Genomic DNA, 20,570 nt, shown 5'->3' on the forward strand with positions numbered 1-20,570 from the left:
TATTACGCCAAGACGGGTAATTATCGTGCCACGCGATTGTGCACGCCGAGCGGGCACAGAACAGCAGGGGCTATGACGGGACCGCGGCCGCCGGAGACGAAGCTGCATGACCGCAACACCAGGGTGCCCCAATCCACATGTGCTACTACACTATTCGGTAGCACGGCCCGCAAACTGGCTGCGACACACGGGATTTCGCCTCGACAAACACCCGCTTCTGCATCAGCGCCCAACTAGCATCGGACGGCGAGCAACGTGATCACTGCTCGGTCCGGTGGGCCAAGCCCCGCGCGTACGGGGAGCGTGCGGACTGCCAGGCTGTGCATGGCGGTCACGGTGGGCTCAGCCCCGCGCGTGCGGGGAACACACCATGGTTACCTCGGCGAGTCGGGCCTGGTGGGGCTCAGCCCCGCGCGTGCGGGGAACACACTTCCTGAACAGCGTGATCCTGCTCGGAGATGCTGGTTTTCATTCACTTCCCAACGCTCATCGCGTAGTTGTTGCCGAAGCGAACGGTGGACCACCCCGCGGATGGTCGAACTGCCATTCGGCGACACCTTTGACGAATGCATCCCACTCGGCGACGGTGTAGGAGAGGGTAGTGCCGTGGTCTGAGATCGCGGCCCCGCCTTCGGGATTGACCGAGACCGACACTCCATCACTCAGCTCACCAGAGTTGCTGCTCAGAACGAGGTCAAGGAACGTCGGCCACTCGACCATTGCCATAGAGATAATGGGTTGTGCCGCAAGGTCGTTGACGGGATTGCGGGTGTACTTACTGTCGCGGATGAACACCCGGTCACCATCGAAGGCAACTTCGACGCATTCGCCGCCATTGGACCCGCTGTAGCTTGATGTCCTCCACTTGAGGGCGCTGGTGTTCATTTTCGGTCGCTCCGAACTCATTCTTGCAGGCTGGCAATCCGGGCCGCGATGGCGTCTGCGGACTCCGACGGAGAGAGGGCCGCAGCGCGGATGCGGTCGGCCATCATCTTATACAGCCTGACTTGGTCCTGATCCTGCACGTAAAGGGCACCTGCCGCGAACTCCAGATAGCCGATGCTGCGGGCGGATTCGAAGTCGAGGAGCATGAACTCGTCGTTGATGCCGTCGTGCACGGCAACCTGGGTGGGCATGATGCGCAGCTCGACGTTGTCCAGTCGCATGAGGTCGATCAGGTGCTGAAGTTGTTCCCGCATCACGATCGGACCTCCGATCATGCGGTCCAGGACGGCTTCCTCGAGTACCGCCACCATCTGCAGGGGTTGCGGGTCGCCGATCAGGCGCTGCCGGGCCATGCGGCTGCGCACCACTTGGGGGACGTCCATGAGCGCGATCTGCAGTCCGCCTTCCAGGACGGCGGTGGCGTAGTTCTCTGTTTGCATCTGGCCAGGGATGACCTTCGAGCGGTAGGCGAACTGTCCGCTGGCGAGCCCTTCCAGCCCGATGAAGGTGCGGAACCAGTCCGGCAGCACCTCCGAGAACGGGGCCCACCAGGTCGTGCGATCGGCTTGTCCGGCAAGCGAGGTGATTCGGTCGACATGCTCGACCTCGGTGCCGTAGGCGCGGAGAAGTGCCGCCACCTCGTCCGGCTTCTGTTGTGTCTTACCCGATTCCAGGTAGTTGATCTTGGGTTGGTTGCAGCCGAGAATCTTCGCGGCGTCGGCCTGTTTCATGCCGGCCTTCTCTCGCGAGACCCGCAAGTCGTATCCGATCAGGAATCGCAACGCCGCTGGATCGGAACGATGATCCGTCATCTTCAACCTCCCACAGTGGCCGTATCGGCTGACAAATACATCCTACGTCGATGGGCACTCATGCTGACTTCGGCCAATGTATTGAAGGCCGTATATATACAGAATAGTATGGCGTGGGCCACTACACGACCCATCCATACAGCTCCTCGCTGTATGTAGAGCCTCAGGGCGGTGACTGATATGTCGATCAGTGCTAGTGAGACCCCTCCATCTGCAGGCGACTGCGGGATGGCGAATCCCTCATCAACGAGAGAAGGCGGAGCCGCGGTAGCGGGATCCACGGCTCGGACAGCATCTGCTGATACGCCGCAATCCAGGTGCGCCTATTACCGCAATCGCTGCGAGCTGCCCGCGCAACTCAAGCCCGACACAGGCCAGATCACCTTGAAGGTAGTCTCGGTCGCCGCGATTACGATGCCCACCGAGTTGGGCATGCGCGTCACCGACACCATGAAGTCTCGCAACATCGCGGTGGGACCGGTTGTCGCGCACCCACGTTCACAGCGCTGGACCTTCCTGGCCGTGCCCGATACTCCGCTCGACGATCTACTGCTGTACGCGGAGATGTTTCGTGCATCAGTCACCGTCGCCCCAGAAGGCGCTGAGGTCGCGCTACCGTCGCCAGCGGATACCGCAGGCACGTATCGCGTCTGGAATGCGTTGCCGAACACCGGGTATCGCCCCTCTGCGGCAGTCCTCCTCGAAATAATCCGCCACTGCGCCCGGCTGCCGCGAGCCACCGACACTCGAGCGAGTGACTGATGAACCCACTGCCCGCCAAAGACCATGTCCTGGCCGCGTGCCGGGGGATCGTCGGCAACGATCACCCCGTCCTGCGATGGGCCAGCGAACTGGCCACCGTCCACCAACGCCGACTCACCGCACTACAGACGGGACGCGACGAACTCGAAGGTCGCCGCCGCGAGCTGGTCAACGCCATCGACACCTGGGTCGCGTACCAGCTACCACCATCATTGGGCTGCGCCCGGCTCCACACCGAGAGCCTGGGCGCAATCATCGACCGGCTCTCCGAGTTCACCGCCGTCGCCCACGCCGCACTGGCCGGCGCCGCCGACTACGACCTGTGGGACGCGTGGGAAGCGCTCGCGGAGCTCGCCGTCGGCTACGACGACCTTCAAGACGAAGTATCGACCGGTCGACGCCGTTTGCCCGGCACCCGGTAACCGACCGAAATCCCGACTCCCAGAATAGGACCACCTGATGATCGCGATCGTATGGACATTCTTGATCGGACTCGGCATCGGCGGCATGGCGGCGTGGATCATCCTGTCTCTCACCGCTACTGCCACCGCCGAAACGCACACGGCGACGGGAAGGCACGACGGGTGGACAGTGCGCAGCATCGTTGCCCGCATCGAACAAGAACGGCTCGACGCTGACCGCACCAATTCCATCGGATCTTCTCTGCACTGCGGTTGACTGCAGCGCGGCGACGCTGTCCTCCGGCAGCGAAGCGCCAGGGGCTGCCGCGACCGAGCCCACAACCACTACCTCACGTGTTTCCTGTTCTGCGCGCGCTGCCATGGCGACGGCGAATCCTCGCGCCTGATCTACAGCAAGTCAACCGGTCGCAACGGCACTCGGTACGCCAGAAGGAGAACCGCCTCATCGCCCTGATCGCCGACGGCTCGATGCCGCAGGCGAAAGTCCGGATGAAGCTGGTCGAGTTGAAGAATCAGCGGAAGCGCCTGGAAGCCGTCCTGGCCGACTCATCCGAGAAACTCGCCGTCGGAGTCAGCGTGCTTCTCCACACGCTGGACCTCGTCGCCGATCCGTACGCTCTTTTCAGCTCCACGAGTCAGGAGGTGCGGCGGCGCCTCTAGTTCTATCGAGAGCTGCTGGATTTCGAGATCCGATTATGAATCAGACGAACTGGTTGTACTGCAGGGCGAGGGTGTGACATTGAAGGTCGAGCGCGTGGCAGAGCACAAGCCGCCGGATTGGCCCGGCACCCACGTGCCCAAGCAGATGCATCTCGACCTCTTTGTCACCGACCTCGATGTCGCTGAGAAGGCCGCCATCGGATGTGGCGCAGTCAAGGGTGATTCCCAGCCCGCGCCCGATCGCTAGCGGGTACTCATCGATCCCTCGGGACACCCGTTCTGTCCCACAGTTCCACCTAGCGGCGGCGAGTGAGGTTCCGCGAATCAGCCCTATCCAGGGGGTGGCACGTACAGCATCTACAACGACGCGAATCCGCCGTGAGCTGCTGATTTCCGCCGATATGGAGGTAGTTCATCGCCGATCGTCGCGGTGATCAGTTGACCGCCCTGCGTGAACAGTCATGTTCATTGCCTATGGTGCGGCCCTCCAGAGTGTTTCGATGGGGAGCGCGCGGAGGCGGTCGCCGAACGACAGGGAATGTTGTCCGGAGTAGAGGATGTATCCGGCGACGAAGCGGTCGCCGAGTCGTTCCTGGAGATGGCGGAGTCCGGCGAAGTCGGGTTTGTGGAGGGTCGCGGCGGATTTGACTTCGATGCCGATGACGCGACCGTCGGCGGCTTCGAGCACGGCGTCGACTTCGACTTTGTCCTTGGTGCGGTAGTGCCACAGTGTCGCGCGCTCGTCGCTCCACGTGAGTTGGCGCGCCAACTCCATGAGGACGAAGTTCTCGAGAACGGTGCCGGCTGCGCCGCCCGGGTCTGCGAGTCGAGCAGGTCCTTGGCCGAGGAGGTGGCACAGCAGTCCCGTGTCGACGAAGGCGAGCTTAGGGGTGCCGATCGCGCGATAGGTCGCGCCACCGGACCAGGCGGGGATGGTCTTGATGAGGAACACGGTTTCGAGCAGTGCGAGGTAACGGGTGACGGAGGAGCGGTGCAGGTCGAGCTCACCGGAGAGGGTCGCGGGGACCAGCAGGTTGGCACTGCGAACAGCGAGCAGCTGCAACAGCTTCCGAAGCTGGGGCGTTCGTTCGATGGCGGAGATCTCTTGGACGTCACGTTTGATGAGGGTGTCCAGGTAGCTCTCGAAGAACGCGGCTCGGCGTCGGTCGGTGCGTCGGACCGCTTCGGGGAAACCGCCTATGGCGGCGCGGTCGAGGTAGTCGCGGCGGCGAAGATCCGAGTCATGGGTGAGTTGGTGGCCGTGCGTGAAGGCGGCATCGATGAACCGGTCCGGGGTGTCCGCGATCTCGCCCTGGGAAAAGGGCCACAGTTCGATGGTCTCCATGCGCCCGGGCAGCGCATCGGGCAGTGACTTCAGCGCGAGAACCTGCGCCGAGCCGGTGAGCAGGAAGCGGCCTGGACGCGGGTCGGCATCCACGTCGGCCTTGATCGACAGGAAAAGCCCGGTCGCTCGTTGCACTTCGTCGATGATCAGAAGCCCATCGTGCTCGATGAACCCGACCGGGTCCTCTTCCGCGGCCCGCAATGCGACGTGATCATCTAAGGTAAGCGAGCGAACGGGATCTCGAGTCGAGGCCACGAGCTGGGCTAGAGTGCTCTTGCCCGACTGTCGCGCGCCGTTGATCGTGACGACCCGCGTGTCGTCCAACGCTTCGGCTACCATGGCCTGGGCTTTCCGGGCGATCAGTCCAGATCTCTGGGCACTCGACATCCCCCCAGTATCCACGATCATGCGCACTTGGCCGCTACTTTGCTGAACATTTGGCCGCATCTGCACTGCGCATCTGGCCGCTAGTCGCCTGCGCACTTAGCCCGATTCTTTCCTGCGCATTGGGTCGTTGGTTGTTGCTGACTTCGAGCGCCCACCAGAAGTCAGAAATGACACATTGGCATCATGCCGACGGGAGCAAGGCGAACGCATACGTCGAGAACTCGCCGCTACCTTCGCCAGCCGGTTGAAATGAGCTGGCTCGCAAGCGAAGACGCCGCAGCGCTGCACGATTTGCGTAACCGTCCCGCCTATCGAACACCGGACAACCACTCGATTCCCACGTCCCAGGACATGCTGTGGGTTCGAGCCGCTCAACCTCAGGGGTTCGAACCGACATCAGACGACCTGGGCGTTCACTGCAAATTGCGACGCAGAGGACGTAGCCGCGAGGCTGTGACCTGTACAAATCTCGTTGCAGGTCGGTGCCCCCGGTCGGGCTCGAACCGACACTGTGCGGATTTTAAGTCCGCTGCCTCTGCCAATTGGGCTACGGGGGCGCGTCGGTCAGCCTACCGAGCCGTACGGTTTTGCAGGAAATAGTGGAGGGGTGATTTTCGGTTACGGTTGGCCTGCGCCCGGGGCGGGGGCTGGGAAGGATAGGACCTGGCCGGTGGGGGCGGCGTCGGGGTCGCCCCAGGTTTGGGCTACTACGTAGAGGTGGGGGTCGGTGCCTCGGCTCAGGGTGCAGGCGAAAGCGCCGCGGTCCAGGTCGACGGTGTCGCAGATGTGGCCGCCTTCGCGGACTCGGACGCAGTGTTGGTTGCCTACGTCGGCGTACCAGACCGCGCCTTCGGCGTCGATGCAGATGCCGTCCGGGTGGTCGCCGGGGGTTGGTGCCCATACTCGGCGGCTGGTGAGGCTGCCGGCGGGTTCGATGGCGTAGGCGGTGAGTTGTTCGGCGTAGGACTCGGCGACGATCAGGGTTGCGCCGTCTGCGGTGATCGCCATGCCATTCGGGAAGGCCAGGCCGTCGGCTACCTGGCGGACGTCGCCGTCGGGGGTGACGCGGACGATCAAGCCGGGTGCGAATTCCCCAGCGGGGAAGTCGAATCCGATGCAGTTGACGTAGGCGTTGCCCCGGCTGTCGACCACGATGTCGTTCCAGGGTTTATCCGAGATCGCCGACAGGTCAGCGTGTGGAACGACCGCACCCCCGGGCTCGCGGCGCACCAGCCGTCGCTGTGCCGAATCGACCACCAGCAGTTGACCATCGGGCAGGAAGTCGATGCACATCGGGAACGACGGGATGCTCACGACGACCTCGGGGCGGCGGTCGGCGTCCAACACGATCACCTGGTTGGCTCCCCAGTCGGAGAACCAGAGTCGGCCGTCGTGCCAGCGGGGCGATTCGCCGAATACGACACCTTCCAGCAGAACTTCGGGCTTGCTCATATCGGGTCCTTCCGTCATCGGTACCGATAACGACGCGACGAGCCGCGAAATCTAATCGGTGAACGAGCCGCTACCCGCCATCCGGCGTCTCAGGGAATCGCCAAGGCGGCCGCGGGGACCGGCAGGTGTGGGCGGTCGGTGGTGACGGTGAAGCTCACCCGGCCCGGCCCGGTCGGCACCTCCAGGAAGGCGGTGGGTGGTGTCTGGTTCCAGGTGGTCGCGTCGACGATCGAACCGGACACCACGCCCGCCGCGCCGGAGTCGAGGTTGTGCCAATGTACGGAAACGCCGACACCGCACGGGCTTCCGAAGGTCGGCGTCCACTTCACGAAGCTCATGCCGAAGCTGGCGACGCCGGGGCCGACCACCGAAACGCCGGACCGCAGCTGGCCGTAGCAGGTGTCGCCGAGCGTATGGACGACCGCGAAGTCGGCCACGGGCTCGGCCGCGGCCGTCGAGCTGCCGACACTCACGGCAGCGACCAGCGTAGAAGCGGTGATCGCACCGCATGCCAACAACTTTCGATACCGCATATATCGACCTCCTGGACGATGGTTAGTGCACACCTTCCATATGACGGCTCACCCACGGGGCGATACCCCACACGATGATGCCGACCACAATGGCCACCAGGCCGGTAAAACCGAAATACGCCAACTCGTGGCTCGGGTCGTAATACTTCGACAGCACGCCGGACATCGATGTACCGATACCCACGGAGAAGAAGTACAGGGCCATCATCTGGGAGCGGAAGGCGTTGGGGGCCAGTTTGGTTGTGGCCGACAGGCCGATCGGCGACAGCATGAGTTCCGCGATCGCGAAGCCGCCCAGGACGGCGAAGACGAAGAGGATCGGTACGGATTGGCCCTCGGTCCCGGAGAACAGGGTGAACAGCAGGAAGGCGGCACCCATACCGACCACACCGAGTGCGAATTTGCGCGGCGTGCTCGGAGCGCGGTTGCCCAGACGGGTCCACATAATGGCGAAGAGCGGCGACAGCGTAATGATCCACACCGGCTCCATGGAGCCGATCCAGTTCGGCGGCGGGTACCAGCCGAAGACATTCCAGTTGATGCGCTCATCGGAGTAGACAGCCAGCACGGTGAAGATCTGCTGGAACAGCGACCAGAACACCGCATTCGCGATGAACAGCGGAATGTAGGCGCGCACCCGGCTGCGTTCGATCGCTTCGACCTTCGGACTGGTCAGCATGAGCGCGAAGTAGGCGATCGAGGCGGCGGCGATGACCGCGGTGGTGACGTCGGGCAGGTTGCCCAGGGTGATCAGACCGGTCCCCCACGCCACGGCGACGACCACCGCGGCCACCGCCAGCGCACCCAGCACCTTCGGAACGGCGGTGCGCGGCAATGGGTCCGGCACATCGCGGCCGTGCTCGCCGAGATTGCGGCGGAAGATCACGTACTGGGTCAGCCCGAGCGCCATACCGATGGCGGCGGCGCCGAATCCGTAGTGGAAACCCACATGCGACTGGAGCATGCCGGTGATCAGCGGACCGGAGAACGCGCCCAGATTGATGCCCAGATAGAAAAGGGTGAAGCCGCCATCCGCGCGGGGATCGCCCTTCGTATAGAGGGTGCCCAAGAGCGAGGAGGCATTGGCCTTGAGCGCACCGGAACCGAGTGCGACCAGCACCAGGCCGACACCCACACCCGCCAGCTCCGGAATGACAGCCAGTGCGATATGACCGGCCATGACGACGACGCCGCCATAGAAGACGGTGCGTTCCGCGCCCAACAAGCGGTCGGCGATCCACGCGCCCAGGACAGTCGAGAGGTAGACCAGACCGCCGTACGCGCCGACGATGCCGGTGGCCGTGGCCTTCGGCAGTTCCAGCCCGCCCTCGGTGGCCGAGTAGTACAGGTAGTAGCCGAGGATGGTGAGCATGCCGTAGAACGAGAACCGTTCCCACAGCTCGACACCGAAGAGATTCGTGAGACCGATCGGGTGCCCGAACAGGGTGCGTTCGGAGACCGGTTTCGCAGGTTGTGCCACCTCTGTCATGGGGAGAACACTTCCATATGGGGCAATCTGGCAGCAACACTGCCGGGGCGGTCATTTTGCGGCGGGTTCTCGGCCGGAATTCGCTACTGGAGCGGGGTGGATTCCGGCCAAAAGCACGCCGGAATGACGGGGCGACGACCACTCGCTCAGGGCCGACAGGCGACGACAGCGGCGGCGGGATGACAGGAGTGACCCGGAGGCGGGACGAGTTCAGGCGATGGACAAGGCGATGCCGTCGAGAATGTCGTGCTCGCTGACAATGAGCTCGCTGATCCCCGCGCGGCGCGCCAGCTCATCGGCCAGCACCTCGGTAATCACCGCACCGCCGCCGATCACGTCGACCCGGCCCGGATGCATGGGTCCGAGCGCCGCCCGCTCGTCATGATCCATCCCGATCAGCCGATCGCACACCGTCCGCACCTCGGGCAGTGCCAGCCGCGTGAGATGCACCTTCTCCGAATCGTATTCGGGCAGATCCAGGGCCACCGCCGCGATGGTCGTCACGGTCCCCGCCACGCCCACCCAGGTCCGCGCCCGCTCCACCGGCACCACACCGAACGCCTGCGCCAACCGTTCGGAGGCGAAGAACCGCGCCGACGCCACCTCTTCGGGCGTGGGCGGATTGCCCCGCAGGCATCGCTCGGTAATCCGCACGCATCCGATATCGGCCGAGTACGCCGACACCACCCCGTCGCTATCGCCGAGTACCACCTCGGTGGACCCGCCACCGAGATCCACCACCACGAAAGGCCCTTCGGCGCTGGACAATTCGCCGACCGCACCGGCGAAGGACAGCCGCGCCTCCTCATCACCGGTAATCACCTCGGCCTGCGCGCCGGGCATGACACGCTCCAGCTCGGCCCGGGTCATCGCGAAGAAGTCCTCGCGATTACTCGCGTCGCGGGTGGCGGAGGTGGCGACCATGCGCACCCGCGTCACTCCGGCGTCGAGCATGAGATCCACGTAGTCGTGCAGGGCGGCGCGCGTACGGTCGATGGCCTCGGGAGCCAGCGATCCGGTGGCGTCCACCCCCTGTCCGAGCCGCACGATCCGCATTTCGCGGTGCACATCGGTCAGATGCGGCGTCGCCGATCCCGCCCCGCCCGGGACGACATCGGCGATCAATAGTCGAAGGGAGTTGGTACCGCAGTCGATCGCGGCAATCCGGTCTGTCATGGGTACACCTCGGGGTTCAGTTCGGAGGCTGTGGGCCAGTCGGCCGGAATCGCCTTGCCGCGCAGCCCATTATCGGCCGCCAGCGCCACCGCTTCGTCGCCGAGCGGATTCACGCCCAGCCCCTTGGCGAGCGAGTGCGCGATCAGCACGTGCAGGCATTTGACCCGGTCCGGCATACCGCCGCCCGCGAAATCGGTGCCCAACGATTCGATGGCATCGCGTTCGGCGAGGTAGCTCTCGTACGCGGCCCGGTAGTGGGCGGCCAATTTCTCATCCGTTCCGAGCCGCTCGGTCATCTCCCGCATGACACCGGTCGTCTCCAACCGGCTCGCCTCGGCCGTCAGCCGCGGATCGGTCAGGTAGTACAGCGTCGGGAACGGTGTGCCGTCGGGCAGTTTCGGGGCCGTCTTCACCACGGCGGGCAACCCGTCCGGGGTGTGATAGGCGATGGCGAGCACCCCCCGGGGCTCGCGCCCCAGCTGCTTGGCGACGATCTCGAGATCCCGGTCGCTAGGCCGATTCTCGGTTTCGCTCACCTCGGTGCTCCTTCTTCGATGGGTGCGGGTGCGGGGCCCGGTGGCGGCGGCGCGGGCGTGGCGGCCGGTATCGGCGCCGGCGGTGGCTCGGAAATACTGCGCCACAGCTCGGTGTACCAGGGGTCGGGTTCCCGCGGTTTCGCGGTTTGAGCGGGTACGGCGGGCTGTTCGATACCCGGTACCTGCACGATGTAGGGGGTTTCGCCGGGCATGACCAGACTCAGCCGGTCACGTGCCTCGGTCTTGATGTAGTTCGGATCCTCTTGCTGGGCACGACGATCACGCAAGCGCGACAACTCGTCCTCCAGCTGCGACCGCTCGGCGGCCAATTGCTGCGCCTCGGACCGCTGACTGAAATAGGTGCGCAGTGGTACGGCCAGAGTCAGTGCGAGAGCGCAGACAACGGCGGCCAGCAGGATCGCCCGGCCGGTGGACAGGCCGAGAATGGTGCGTTCGGACCGCACCGATTTGGCCGGGCGGCGCTTGGCCGCCCGCTTACTGGCGGCGGTGCGCGAGCCATCGGCTCGTTTGGGACCGGCCGCCGGTCGAGATTTGGCGGATCGCGACGGACGCCGGTCACCACGTCCTACCGGACTGGTACCCCGCGCCCGTCGCTCCGTCATCTCACACCTCGAAAGTCAGCCGGTTTTCCCAACTCTTGGGCATCCGAGCCTTCTATTATTCAGCCTTCGAATGCGAAGCGCGGGAACGCGACGTCACCGGCGTAGCGCGCCGAGTCGCCGAGCGCGTCTTCGATCCGCAGCAGCTGGTTGTACTTGGCCACGCGCTCCGAGCGAGCCGGGGCACCGGTCTTGATCTGACCACTGCCGACGGCGACGGCCAGATCGGCGATGGTGGTGTCCTCGGTCTCGCCGGACCGGTGGCTCATCATTGTCTTGTAGCCGTTGCGGTGCGCCAGATCCACGGCGTCGAGGGTCTCGGTGAGCGTGCCGATCTGGTTGACCTTCACCAGCAGCGCGTTGGCCGCGCCCTTGGCGATGCCCTCTTCCAGACGCTCCGGGTTGGTGACGAACAGGTCGTCGCCGACCAGCTGCACCTTGTCGCCGACCAGATCGGTCAGCGCGACCCAGCCGTCCCAGTCGTCCTCATCGAGGGGATCCTCGATGGACACGATCGGGTAGGCGCTGAGCAGTTCGCTATAGAACTCGTTCATCTCGGCGGAGGTACGCACCGCGCCTTCGAACTTGTAACCCGAACCGGCGGTGTAGAACTCGGTGGCGGCCACGTCGAGGGCCAGCGCGACATCGGTGCCGAGCTTGTAGCCCGCCTTGTCGATGGCGACGGCGATGAGGTCCAGCGCGGCCCGGGTGCCCGCGACATCCGGCGCGAAACCGCCCTCGTCACCGAGACCGGTGGACAGGCCCTGAGCCTTCAGCACCGACTTCAGCGTGTGGTAGATCTCCGCACCCCAGCGCAGCGCCTCCTTGAAGGTCTGCGCACCGATCGGGGCGATCATGAATTCCTGGACGTCCACCCCGGTGTCGGCATGCGCGCCACCGTTGAGGATGTTCATCATGGGTACGGGCAGCACATGGGCGTTCGGTCCGCCGATGTAGCGGAAGAGCTCCAGGCCCGAGGATTCGGCGGCGGCGCGGGCCACGGCCAGCGAAACACCCAGCAGCGCATTGGCGCCCAGACGGGACTTGTCCGGGGTACCGTCCCGATCCAGCAGGGTCTGGTCGATGGTGCGCTGCTCCACCGCGTCCAGGCCGATGATGGCCGGAGCGATCTCGTCCAGGACACCCTCGACGGCCTTGCGCACGCCCTTGCCCTGGTAGCGGTCTCCACCGTCACGGAGTTCGACGGCCTCGTGCTCACCGGTGGACGCGCCGGAAGGCACCGCCGCACGGGTGAGGGTGCCGTCGTCGAGAGCGATCTCGACCTCGACAGTGGGGTTTCCGCGAGAATCCAGGATCTCGCGAGCTCCGACCTGTTCGATGATGGCCACGAAACGACACTCCTTCGGCTGCTTGCACGGCAGGTCGCACGGCATTCCCGTGCGATGCCGAGCCTAACGCATGAGTTAGGCCCGCCTACCGACGCTGTAGGCGGCAGCTCGATCGCGGACGGTGTGCATATAGGTATTGGACTGGTTGTAGGTGAGTAGTGCTCTCTGCCAGCCGTCGGTTCCGGTGAGGTCTCCCCCACTCGCGCACAGGTAGCGAGCGGCGGTCAGTGCCGCATCGTCGATATTGTCCGGATCGGCGATACCGTCGCCATTCGCGTCCGTGCCCCAGCGCTGCCAGGTCTCCGGAATGAACTGCATGGGCCCCACGGCGCGGTCGTACACCGGATCGCCGTCGAGTTCGCCGCCGTCGCTGTCCTTGATCAGTGCCACGCCGGGCGAACCATCCAGCGCGATACCGCGAATGGGCGGCGAAACCCTGCCGTCCTCCCCGACCCGCGCCCCGCGATGGGTGCCGTGGCGACTCTCCACACTGGCGATGCCGGCAATGGTGGTCCAACCGATCCCACAGGCCGGCCGCGAGCGGGCCAGTACGGCGGCCGCGTACCCGTAGGCCTCGAGCTGCACCACCGGAATGCCGAGCGCATCGGACTGCTCCTCGGCCCAGGTGCGCAATTGCAGCGCGGTCCGACCGGGTGCATCGATATCGATGGGCGGCAGCGGCGTTCCGATACCGGGTGGAAATCCCTCCGGAATCGGCGTGAGATCAACTGTCCCGCAACCGGTCAGCAGCACGAGAGCACACGCCGTACCGAGAAGGCCGACGCGAGTGGAAGCGGCCCGGATTCCGGCCTTCATGAAACGCACCCTATTCATCATCCAGATAGTTCGAGCAGGGGGCCAGGAATGCGGACCGGGCGGTCGGGGAATCGCTGTAATGCACGCGTTCGGCTACCCTTCCGCGCTAGCCTGTCATGCGCCCTAGCTATTTGTTGGCGACACGCCCGATCGAATTGCAAGGCTAGCCTAACCTCACACAAACGTGTACGTTTGCGCATCGAGTGTCTACGCACCACCGATGCGAAGAAGGGACTTCCCTGGTGAAAAGCGTTCTCTTCGAACGTAACTCGCTTCACCCCATGGAACTCGAACGACGCGAACTTCCGGCCACCGGCGCGCGGGCCGTCCGCGATCTGGCACATGAGATCGCGGTCACCCTCGGTCCCGATCCGGCGACCTCCTCCACCCTGGCAAATCCGACCCTGATTCACCTCGTCGACGCCCGCTACACCGAACTACCCGCCGCGGTGCGGGAGGCCATGCGCGCGCCCGCCACCACCGCGGGCGTCACCATCGTCGGGAGCGTGCCCCTCGACGACGGCGAACTCGGCCCCACCCCCATCGACTGGAAGCAGGCGGCGACGTGGGGCGGCGACCCGCTCACCTGCGCGGCCTCCTTCGAGCTCGATATCGCCATGCTGCTGCTGGCGCGCTGCGCCGGTGAACCCTTCGGCTGGCAGGGGCAGCAGGCCGGGCGGCTGGTCAACAATATTGTGCCGAGTCCGGGGCATGAGGAGGAGCAGACCGGGGCCAGCAGCACCACCCTGCTCGCCCCGCACACCGAGGACGCCTTCCACCCGGAGCGCGCCAATCTGCTCATGCTCGGCTGTCTGCGCAATCCGGATCGGGTCGGCACCACGGTGTCATCGGTGCGGCGGGTGGAATTGCGGCCGTGGCAGTGCGATCGGCTCAGTGAATCGATACTGCCGATTCTGCCGGATCTGTCCTACGGCACCGAATTTCCCACCACCCCTGCACCCGCCGTGCCCACCCTCGGGACCGATGACGGACGGCTCACGCTGCGCTTCGATCCGGCGTATACGCCGCTGGCGGACGCCGATCCCGAATTCCGCTCCGCCTATGACCATTTGGCGTCGGAACTCGAAAGGGTATGTATCACCGCCGCTTTGGCCCCGGGAGAACTGTTGCTGGTGGACAATGACGTTGTGGTGCACGGGCGGGTGCCTTTCCGGCCCCGATACGACGGCACCGACCGCTGGCTCAAGCGGGTGAATATCCGGCTGCCGCAGCGCCGCCGCGCCGAAACCGAAGCCGCCGAGGACGGGTACGGCCAGCGCATCGTCGCACCGTTCCGCGCGATGCGGCCTGAAATCGGCACGACCCTAGGACATCGCAGGTGAATTCTCGACCCACCCCGCTGCGGGTGCTCAGCCGCAGCGATCTCGCGGACGTTCCGATCAGCCCGGTCGAGGTGGTGCGCGCCGTCGAAGACGCGTATCTCGCCTTCGCGGCCGGGGAGTCGGATAATCCGCGCAAGCTCAGCGTCGCCCATCCCGACGGATGGTCGGTGGCCTACGCCATGCTCGGCCGGGACGGCCGCCGCCGCGTGGTCGCCATGAAAACCTCGTACAAGTTCGATCCGAACCACGACCGCAGCACCAAGAAGTACTACACCACGATCACGCTCTACGACGACGCCACCGGACTGCCGCTGGCCATGATGGACTGCGCCCGCGTGGGCGCACTGCGGACACCGGCGGTATCGGCACTGCTGGTGCGGGAGACCATTCGCCCCGAAGCGCGCAGCGTGCTGCTGATCGGCACCGGAACCCAGGGCCGCAATGCCCTGCCGCATCTGCTGGCCGCCAATCCACAGCTCAATCGACTAATGCTCTACGGCACCCACCCCGAGGGCCTCGAATCGGTGCATCAGCAACTACTGCACCATCATCCACAGGCCGAACTGGAGATAGTCCCAGATCCGTACGCCGCCGCCCGCACCGCCGACGTGGTGCTGGCCACCGCCGGGCCAGGCACCCGGGTCGCCCTGGAGGCGAGCGACCTCGCACCCGGCGCGCTGGCGGTGCTGGTCGGGTACGGGCTGGCACCGTCCACGCTGGTCCAGGCCGACCGCGTAATCGCCACCAGCGCCGAACAAATGGCGCTGACCGGCACCGATATGGCGGGGCCGGATGGCCGACTACGTCGGGTGGACGCCGAGCTACCGCAGATCCTGAGCCGCCGTGCGGTGGGTCGGACCGCGGATGACGAACGCATCTTCGTCTACAACAGCGGCTTGGTGCTCACCGATATCGCAGTCGCACACGCACTGGCTACGCGCGCCATCGCCGAGGGGCGTGGAACGGAGGTGTCGCTGTGGGACTGAACAGCTTTCGGCACAACAGCGAAAGGGGCCGACCCTGACGAACACCGTGAAATCCCTGACCATGGTCGCCGAACCGGATGACATCGAGCGTGAATCCGCCGCCGATGCCCACGATCTCACCCCCGGTCCGCACACGCCTGGCCGCGCCGGTATCACCGCGGCGCCGATGCCCGCGCACCGTGACGACTGGGAGCGACAACTCCTGGCGGATCCGAAACTATTGCGCGATATGGCCATTGCGGCGGCCGGCCCTTTCCATGTCGTCTACCCCGCCCGGGTCGGCCAGAATATTCGCGCCTTCCGCGAGGTATTCGACCGCGCCGGAGTGGTCGGCGCGATCTACTACGGCAAAAAGGCCAATAAGGCGGCCTGCGTGGTGACCGAATGCGCCACACACGGTGTGGGCGTGGATGTTTCCAGCGCGGCCGAATTCGACGCCGCCCTGCGCGGCGGCGTCGACGGCGGCGACCTCATGGTCACCGGGCCCGCCAAATCCGATGAGCTGCTGCGGCTGTCGGTGTGGCACAGGGCGATCATCGCTATCGACTCGCTGGAGGAACTCGAGCGGTTGAGCCAACTGAGCGCGAGGCGCGTTCGCAGCGAACAGGGCACTACCGGACCTGAGCGCGAGATATCCCCCGGCCCCTCGTCATTCCGGCGTGCTTTTGGCCGGAATCCACCTTCGGCCAGTAGTGGATCCCGGCCAAAAGCACGCCGGGATGACGGGGACGGCAGGCGACATCACGCGGAGAACCTCAGTAACAGCAGCCAGGACACTTCCAACGGGCCAGCCACACCCGGCGAGCCGGGCGGGCGCGCCGCAGCCGACCGGCGGCCGCGCGTGGTGCTGCGGGTACTGCCGCCGGGATCGCACAGCCGGTTCGGGCTGACCGAGGAGCAATTGGATCTGGCGGTCACCCGGATCGAGCCGGAGTCGATGCTGCTGGAGGGGTTCAGTTTTCATCTCACCGGCTACGACTACGCACCGCGGGCCGAGTTGGCGGCGGCGCTGATCGACCGCTGCCGGGAGGCGCGGGGGCTCGGGCATCCGGTCACCACCATCTCCATCGGCGGTGGGTTCGGCGTCGACTATGTACCGGAGCAGGCGTGGCGGAACTTTGTCGCGGGCGTGAATCCCCGGTGGTTCCACGGCGACAAGCGGCCCTCCCCCGATTCGTTCTATCCGTATCACTTCCCCGATCCGGGGCCGACCATGCTGGCGCGGGTGCTCGAGCACGACGATCTCGCGGGGCGGCTGCGGCGGGAGGGGCTGCGGTTGGCCGTCGAACCCGGGCGCGCGCTACTGGATCGGGCCGGAAGCTCGGTATTCCGGGTGCAGGGTGTGAAAGAGCTGAGCGCGCACGGGCATTCGTATTCGGTACTCACCGTGGACGGCACCAGCCTGAGTCTGTCCGAGCAGTGGTTCGACAGTGAGTTCCTGCCCGATCCGGTGCTGTGGCCGGAGCGCTCCGGCGCGGTCACGCCGACCTGTGTCGGCGGGGCGTCCTGCCTCGAGGACGACATGCTCAGCTGGCGACGAATCCCGCTACCCGGGCAAGCGTCGACCGGAGACCTGTTGATCTACCCGAATACGGCCGGGTACCAGATGGACAGCAATGAATCGGCATTCCACGAATTGCCCATTCCACCCAAGGTGGTGCTGCGCGACCGCGCGGATGGAATGGGATTCACGTGGACGGTCGATTCACCCGACCCACGAGTAACTTCCCGAATCGGGCAGGCCATTGCCGATGAGCGGTGACGCAAGCGCGCATTTCGGCCATCGAGACCAATCCCCGAACGCCTTCCACTAAGGTTTCCCTCAGCTTCACTCGAGGCGTAGCCGGGTTGTGCCCAAACCGGGTCCGACAACCGTTTCGCCTGGTAGACGTGCGGCGATAGTGACAAATAGTGGCCGTGTCAGCGGTTGCGCGTCCGGCCGCCATGAAGTTGCGGGCAATGCGCACCGAGAATCGAAACATCCACATCGCGAGGAGATACTTTCATGCCGGTTGTCACAGCCCGCGTGACAGACCTTATCGGTCAAACGCCGCTGTTCGAGCTGGCCGCCACCACCGGTGGCACCAAGTTGTACTTGAAGCTGGAGAGCATGAATCCGACCGGCGCCGCGAAAATCCGCATGGCCCGCGCCATGGTGGATGACGCGGAAGCGCGCGGACTTTTGGCAACCGGCGGGCATATCATCGAATCGACGTCCGGAAATACCGGTCTGGGTTTGGCGGTAGTAGCGGCCGAACGCGGGTATCGCTTTACCGCGGTGGTCGACAACCACGCCTGCCGGGACAAATTGCGAGCGATGAAAGCCATGGGTGCCGAACTTGTGTTCGTCGCCGAGGAGGGCAATGACAGCCTGTCCACCTCGGCGCGTGAGGAACTCGCCGAGAAAATGGCGGCCGAGGAATGCGCGGCCGCCGAACGCGCGGGCCTGCGACCGAATACGTACTTCACCGAACAGCACAACAATGACGCCAACGCCGTCGGCTACTACGCACTGGCCGACGAACTGCTCGCCGCGCTCGGCACGGTGGATGTGTTGATCTCCGCGGTCGGCACCGGCGGTTCCATGTTCGGCACCGCCCGGCGGCTGCGGGAGAACGGATTCGAGCCGCTGCTCTACGGCGTGGAACCGGTGGGCTCCATTGCCTTCGGCGGGCCCGCCGGACCGTACTGGCAGTCGGGCACCGGCACCCCGGAGGGCGCGGATCCGGGCAAGATCGTCGACGAGGACCTCGGCCTGCTCGAGGAGGGCGTGAAGGTATCCGATGTGGAGGCGTTCGCGACCGCCCGGGTAATCGCCGCGAAACTCGGCCTGATGATCGGCGGCTCGGCGGGCGGCTCGGTCTTCGCCGCGCTCGACCGCCTCAGTGAATTCCCGGCGGAGTCCACGGTGGTCACCATCGTGGGCGACGGCGGCGAGAAGTACCTCGATACGGTCTTCGACGACGACTGGATGAGCGACCGCGATCTCCTGGACGTGGAGACAGAACGTAAGGTCGCCGAAATGCTCGACCGCTACGCACCCGCAAGCCGTCAGCGCCGCATGGAACCGGCGCTCGCCACCACACCCGCGCGCACCACCCCGGCAGTGGTCAACAGCTCAGCCACCACCTCGGTGGCGGTCAGCAGTTCGGCCCCGGCCGCCTCCTCGGCTATGGCGACCTCCGCACCCGCAACGACCTCCGCTGCGAATGCCGCCGAGGCCACCCGCGCATCCGCGGCCGCGGCGACCTCCGCACCCGCGGCCTCCGCCCCGCAGCGGCAGACAGCGCCCCCCGCGATTTCGCCCCACGCCAATGAGCTCGAGTTGGTCGGTCAGTCGAACGGGGCCGCGGCCAAATGAACTCCGCCGCTCGGCAATCCGACGGACGACGACTCACCGCACTGGCGACGCCGATCGCATTCACGCAACTGGCACAGGTCGCGGTGTCGACCACCAATATCGCGCTCATGGGCACGCTCGGGGTGCGGGAGGTGGCCGCCGGTGGGTTGGCGCTGGTGTTGTTCAACCAGATTCGCACCATGTGCGTCGGATTGATCACCGGAACCGGTAATCGGGTGGCCACGGTGGTGAGCCGGGCGGAGAAACTCGGCGTGAGCGCTGGACCCGGAGGCGGCAGCCTGAGGGTGAGCGAGCCAGCCGGAAGGCTGTCCGTTGAGGGCGGCGGTGGGAGACGGGGGGGCCACGGAGGGCCCCGGGAACGCCGCAATGGGCACAGTACGGCGGCCGACCACGAGGTGCGCGAGGTGGTGCGGTCGAGTTTCCTGATCGCGACGCTGGCCGGAATCATCGGCGCGATATTGCTGATCGGGCTCGGCTGGGCCCTGCAATGGCTCGGGCAGGACGAGTCGGTGCTGGAGGCGGCGCGGCCCATGATGGTCGCGCTGGCCCCGGGACTGCTGCCGTGCCTGTGGTTCCAGGTGCTGCGTCAGTACACGGTGGGTATGCAGCGGCCGCAGGCGCTCCTGCTGGTGACCATCGGTTCCGTCGCGCTGAATCTGGTGCTGGCGCTGGCGCTCATGCACGGTTGGCTCGGACTTCCCGCGCTCGGGCTGACCGGTATCGGCGTAGCCACCTCACTGGTCTTCCTGATTACCTTCGGCGTGTTCTGGGCCATGGTGCACAGCGACCCGAAACTCGGTGCGGCACTGTCGATTCGCATGTGGCCCGCCCAGCTGGCGACGGTGCGCGAGGAACTGAAGCTGGGTACCCCGATCGCCCTCACCTACGGGTCCGAGGCGGGCATGTTCTCGGTGCTGGCGCTGGTCATGGGCAGTATCGGGGCCGCAGCGCTGGCCGCCCACAATGTCGTCTACCAGATCGTCTACATCGTGTTCCAGGTGGCGATCGGCCTCTCACACGGCTCGTCCATCCTGGTGAGCACGGCCGTGGCGCGCGAGGAGTACCCGCACGCGCGGGCGGTGGCGTGGCTGGCGGTGCGGTACGCGGCGATCGTGGTCGTGGTGACCGGCGCCGCCTATGTGCTGGTGCCGAACCTGGTGCTGAAGCCATTCCTGGGTGACGCCAATGGCGAGACCGTCGCGCTGGCGCACACCCTGCTGCTCATCGCCATCGTGCTGCAATTCTTCGATGCCGCCCAGAACATCGGGGTCGGTCTGTTGCGCGGTCTCAAGGACACCAAGGCCGGTTTCCGGCTCTCCCTGATCGGCTACTGGGCTGTGGGATTGCCCACTGCACTACTGCTCGCCTACCCCTTGCATCTGGGCGCGGCCGGGGTGTGGTGGGGGCTGACCGCCGGTCTCGCCGTCACCGCTGTCCTGATGCTGCGCCGCTACTTCGCCCTGCTCGATGCACGTGAGCAGCAGCTTCCACGCGTGCTGGCCAGTAGCTTCGGACGCTGAGCCGACACGCAAATCTCACCTTCCCGCAAGCATGTCGTCACTGGGCGAGGGCACGC

Annotated in this window: 21 protein-coding genes and 1 tRNA gene; 10 read left to right on the forward strand and 12 right to left on the reverse strand. The window is 65.6% G+C overall.

Going from position 1 to position 20,570, the window contains the following annotated elements; genetic code table 11:
- Positions 1–486: 486 nt before the first annotated feature.
- Both NU1_RS05665 and NU1_RS05670 read right to left on the reverse strand, forming a co-directional pair.
- Positions 487–906, reverse strand: a complete 420-nt coding sequence (locus NU1_RS05665) for a DUF397 domain-containing protein (RefSeq protein ID WP_084521003.1) — start codon at positions 904–906, stop codon at positions 487–489.
- Entirely contained in the window at positions 903–1,757 is an 855-nt protein-coding gene (locus tag NU1_RS05670) for a helix-turn-helix domain-containing protein (RefSeq protein ID WP_067518071.1), read from the reverse strand. The genes NU1_RS05665 and NU1_RS05670 overlap by 4 nt, the downstream gene beginning before the upstream one ends.
- Before the next feature lie 414 nt (positions 1,758–2,171).
- On the opposite strand from NU1_RS05670, the gene NU1_RS05675 reads away from it, so the two are divergent.
- The 5 genes from NU1_RS05675 to NU1_RS42680 all read left to right on the forward strand — a co-directional run bounded on the left by NU1_RS05675 (position 2,172) and on the right by NU1_RS42680 (position 3,848).
- The gene (locus NU1_RS05675; protein ID WP_084521004.1) at positions 2,172–2,519 is read left to right on the forward strand and encodes a hypothetical protein; all 348 of its coding nucleotides are present in this window, start codon (positions 2,172–2,174) and stop codon (positions 2,517–2,519) included.
- Positions 2,519–2,941: a DUF4254 domain-containing protein gene (locus NU1_RS05680; RefSeq protein WP_067518075.1), complete on the forward strand. Its 423-nt coding sequence runs from the start codon at positions 2,519–2,521 to the stop codon at positions 2,939–2,941. The genes NU1_RS05675 and NU1_RS05680 overlap by 1 nt, the downstream gene beginning before the upstream one ends.
- 37 nt (positions 2,942–2,978) lie before the next feature.
- Positions 2,979–3,197, forward strand: a complete 219-nt coding sequence (locus NU1_RS05685) for a hypothetical protein (RefSeq protein WP_067518077.1) — start codon at positions 2,979–2,981, stop codon at positions 3,195–3,197.
- A 77-nt stretch (positions 3,198–3,274) separates the two neighbouring features.
- The gene (locus NU1_RS05690) at positions 3,275–3,601 is read left to right on the forward strand and encodes a hypothetical protein (protein ID WP_067518078.1); all 327 of its coding nucleotides are present in this window, start codon (positions 3,275–3,277) and stop codon (positions 3,599–3,601) included.
- Positions 3,602–3,620: 19 nt separating this feature from the next.
- Positions 3,621–3,848 (forward strand): VOC family protein, encoded by a 228-nt coding sequence (locus NU1_RS42680; RefSeq protein ID WP_371859772.1) that lies wholly within the window; start codon positions 3,621–3,623, stop codon positions 3,846–3,848.
- Between the two features lie 225 nt (positions 3,849–4,073).
- Here the strand turns inward: NU1_RS42680 and NU1_RS05700 are convergent, their stop codons facing one another.
- The 10 genes from NU1_RS05700 to NU1_RS05745 all read right to left on the reverse strand — a co-directional run bounded on the left by NU1_RS05700 (position 4,074) and on the right by NU1_RS05745 (position 13,304).
- The gene (locus NU1_RS05700) at positions 4,074–5,393 is read right to left on the reverse strand and encodes an ATP-binding protein (RefSeq protein ID WP_307643040.1); all 1,320 of its coding nucleotides are present in this window, start codon (positions 5,391–5,393) and stop codon (positions 4,074–4,076) included.
- Between the two features lie 423 nt (positions 5,394–5,816).
- Positions 5,817–5,890: transfer RNA gene (locus NU1_RS05705), tRNA-Leu, on the reverse strand.
- Between the two features lie 61 nt (positions 5,891–5,951).
- Positions 5,952–6,785, reverse strand: a complete 834-nt coding sequence (locus NU1_RS05710) for an SMP-30/gluconolactonase/LRE family protein (protein WP_067518381.1) — start codon at positions 6,783–6,785, stop codon at positions 5,952–5,954.
- 89 nt (positions 6,786–6,874) lie between these two features.
- Entirely contained in the window at positions 6,875–7,318 is a 444-nt protein-coding gene (locus tag NU1_RS05715; protein ID WP_067518084.1) for a hypothetical protein, read from the reverse strand.
- A 22-nt stretch (positions 7,319–7,340) separates the two neighbouring features.
- Positions 7,341–8,807, reverse strand: coding sequence for a peptide MFS transporter (locus NU1_RS05720; protein WP_067518086.1), 1,467 nt, complete (start codon positions 8,805–8,807; stop codon positions 7,341–7,343).
- 210 nt (positions 8,808–9,017) lie between these two features.
- The gene (locus NU1_RS05725) at positions 9,018–9,983 is read right to left on the reverse strand and encodes a Ppx/GppA phosphatase family protein (RefSeq protein WP_067518088.1); all 966 of its coding nucleotides are present in this window, start codon (positions 9,981–9,983) and stop codon (positions 9,018–9,020) included.
- On the reverse strand, positions 9,980–10,519 hold the full coding sequence (locus tag NU1_RS05730; RefSeq protein WP_067518090.1) for a DUF501 domain-containing protein: 540 nt from the start codon (positions 10,517–10,519) through the stop codon (positions 9,980–9,982). The genes NU1_RS05725 and NU1_RS05730 overlap by 4 nt, the downstream gene beginning before the upstream one ends.
- Positions 10,516–11,142, reverse strand: coding sequence for a septum formation initiator family protein (locus NU1_RS05735; RefSeq protein ID WP_067518091.1), 627 nt, complete (start codon positions 11,140–11,142; stop codon positions 10,516–10,518). The genes NU1_RS05730 and NU1_RS05735 overlap by 4 nt, the downstream gene beginning before the upstream one ends.
- Before the next feature lie 59 nt (positions 11,143–11,201).
- On the reverse strand, positions 11,202–12,488 hold the full coding sequence (gene eno, locus NU1_RS05740; protein ID WP_067518383.1) for a phosphopyruvate hydratase: 1,287 nt from the start codon (positions 12,486–12,488) through the stop codon (positions 11,202–11,204).
- A gap of 75 nt (positions 12,489–12,563) precedes the next feature.
- Entirely contained in the window at positions 12,564–13,304 is a 741-nt protein-coding gene (locus NU1_RS05745) for a lytic transglycosylase domain-containing protein (protein ID WP_067518093.1), read from the reverse strand.
- Positions 13,305–13,585: 281 nt separating this feature from the next.
- On the opposite strand from NU1_RS05745, the gene NU1_RS05750 reads away from it, so the two are divergent.
- From NU1_RS05750 to NU1_RS05770, 5 genes are all read left to right on the forward strand, one after another.
- Entirely contained in the window at positions 13,586–14,647 is a 1,062-nt protein-coding gene (locus NU1_RS05750) for a TauD/TfdA family dioxygenase (RefSeq protein ID WP_084521006.1), read from the forward strand.
- Between the two features lie 23 nt (positions 14,648–14,670).
- A complete protein-coding gene (locus tag NU1_RS05755; RefSeq protein ID WP_067518384.1) occupies positions 14,671–15,633 on the forward strand; it encodes an ornithine cyclodeaminase in 963 nt (320 codons plus the stop codon).
- Positions 15,634–15,679: 46 nt separating this feature from the next.
- Complete coding sequence (locus tag NU1_RS43015; RefSeq protein ID WP_067518097.1) at positions 15,680–17,395, forward strand: type III PLP-dependent enzyme domain-containing protein; 1,716 nt, start codon at positions 15,680–15,682, stop codon at positions 17,393–17,395.
- A 243-nt stretch (positions 17,396–17,638) separates the two neighbouring features.
- Complete coding sequence (locus NU1_RS05765) at positions 17,639–18,994, forward strand: PLP-dependent cysteine synthase family protein (protein ID WP_157552007.1); 1,356 nt, start codon at positions 17,639–17,641, stop codon at positions 18,992–18,994.
- Positions 18,991–20,514 carry an MATE family efflux transporter gene (locus NU1_RS05770; RefSeq protein WP_067518099.1) on the forward strand — a complete coding sequence of 508 codons (1,524 nt, stop codon included), beginning with the start codon at positions 18,991–18,993 and terminating at the stop codon, positions 20,512–20,514. Before NU1_RS05765 ends, NU1_RS05770 begins: the two co-directional genes overlap by 4 nt.
- Positions 20,515–20,570: the final 56 nt, after the last annotated feature.

The sequence above is a fragment of the Nocardia uniformis NBRC 13702 genome, from assembly GCF_001613345.1.
Lineage (GTDB): Bacteria > Actinomycetota > Actinomycetes > Mycobacteriales > Mycobacteriaceae > Nocardia > Nocardia uniformis.

Bases quoted from the DNA above. Each gene is read 5' to 3' on its own strand.
- NU1_RS05665 (WP_084521003.1), bottom strand. From the start codon at position 906: ATGAGTTCGGAGCGACCGAAAATGAACACCAGCGCCCTCAAGTGGAGG.
- NU1_RS05670 (WP_067518071.1), bottom strand. From the start codon at position 1,757: ATGACGGATCATCGTTCCGATCCAGCGGCGTTGCGATTCCTGATCGGA.
- NU1_RS05675 (WP_084521004.1), top strand. From the start codon at position 2,172: ATGCCCACCGAGTTGGGCATGCGCGTCACCGACACCATGAAGTCTCGC.
- NU1_RS05680 (WP_067518075.1), top strand. From the start codon at position 2,519: ATGAACCCACTGCCCGCCAAAGACCATGTCCTGGCCGCGTGCCGGGGG.
- NU1_RS05685 (WP_067518077.1), top strand. From the start codon at position 2,979: ATGATCGCGATCGTATGGACATTCTTGATCGGACTCGGCATCGGCGGC.
- NU1_RS05700 (WP_307643040.1), bottom strand. From the start codon at position 5,393: ATGCGGCCAAATGTTCAGCAAAGTAGCGGCCAAGTGCGCATGATCGTG.
- NU1_RS05710 (WP_067518381.1), bottom strand. From the start codon at position 6,785: ATGAGCAAGCCCGAAGTTCTGCTGGAAGGTGTCGTATTCGGCGAATCG.
- NU1_RS05715 (WP_067518084.1), bottom strand. From the start codon at position 7,318: ATGCGGTATCGAAAGTTGTTGGCATGCGGTGCGATCACCGCTTCTACG.
- NU1_RS05720 (WP_067518086.1), bottom strand. From the start codon at position 8,807: ATGACAGAGGTGGCACAACCTGCGAAACCGGTCTCCGAACGCACCCTG.
- NU1_RS05725 (WP_067518088.1), bottom strand. From the start codon at position 9,983: ATGACAGACCGGATTGCCGCGATCGACTGCGGTACCAACTCCCTTCGA.
- NU1_RS05735 (WP_067518091.1), bottom strand. From the start codon at position 11,142: ATGACGGAGCGACGGGCGCGGGGTACCAGTCCGGTAGGACGTGGTGAC.
- NU1_RS05745 (WP_067518093.1), bottom strand. From the start codon at position 13,304: ATGAAGGCCGGAATCCGGGCCGCTTCCACTCGCGTCGGCCTTCTCGGT.
- NU1_RS05750 (WP_084521006.1), top strand. From the start codon at position 13,586: ATGGAACTCGAACGACGCGAACTTCCGGCCACCGGCGCGCGGGCCGTC.
- NU1_RS05765 (WP_157552007.1), top strand. From the start codon at position 17,639: ATGCCGGTTGTCACAGCCCGCGTGACAGACCTTATCGGTCAAACGCCG.
- NU1_RS05770 (WP_067518099.1), top strand. From the start codon at position 18,991: ATGAACTCCGCCGCTCGGCAATCCGACGGACGACGACTCACCGCACTG.